Origin of the sequence: Kitasatospora sp. NPDC051164 (assembly GCF_044455625.1) — a bacterium.
In the GTDB taxonomy this organism is placed as follows: Bacteria; Actinomycetota; Actinomycetes; order Streptomycetales; family Streptomycetaceae; genus Kitasatospora.
The window spans coordinates 133,090-133,680 of sequence record NZ_JBITFB010000026.1 but is presented as its reverse complement, the minus strand read 5'-3'; the positions used below and the strand labels follow the sequence as shown (position 1 = coordinate 133,680).

The 591-nt window shown below is 75.6% G+C and carries 1 pseudogene; it reads right to left on the bottom strand.

From position 1 onward, the window contains the following. Positions 1 to 573, bottom strand: a pseudogene (locus tag ACIBEC_RS33590) (hypothetical protein); the annotation flags it as partial. Positions 574 to 591 lie beyond the last annotated feature (18 nt).

Below are 591 nucleotides of genomic sequence, written 5' to 3'. Positions count from 1 at the left end.
GGGGCGGCCGTCGAGGACCGTGCACGCCACTGCCCTCACCCGGTCGATGTGACCGGTGAGGGGCTCACCGACGGGCCGGCCGGTGGCCAGGTCCCACACCCGCACCGTCTTGTCGTCGCTACCGGTGACGGCGACGGGACGGGCGTCGAGGACCGTGCACGCCACCGCCCACACGGCGCCGGTGTGGCCGGTGAGGCGCTGACCGGCGGGCCAGCCGACGGTGGCCAGGTCCCACACCCGCACCGTCTTGTCGTCGCTGCCAGTGACGGCGACGGGGCGGCCGTCGAGGACCGTGCACGCCACTGCCCTCACCCGGTCGATGTGACCGGTGAGGGGCTCACCGACGGGCCGGCCGGTGGCCAGGTCCCATACCCGCACCGTCTTGTCGTCGCTACCGGTGACGGCGACGGGGCGGCCGTCGAGGACTGTGCACGCCACCGCCCCCACCTGGCCGGCGTGCCCGGTGAGGGGCTCGCCGACGGGCCGGCCGGTGGCCAGGTCCCACACCCGCACCGTACCGTCCAAGCTGCCGGTGACGGCGACGGGTCGGGCGTCGAGGACCGTGCACGCCACCGCCCATACGGCGCCGGT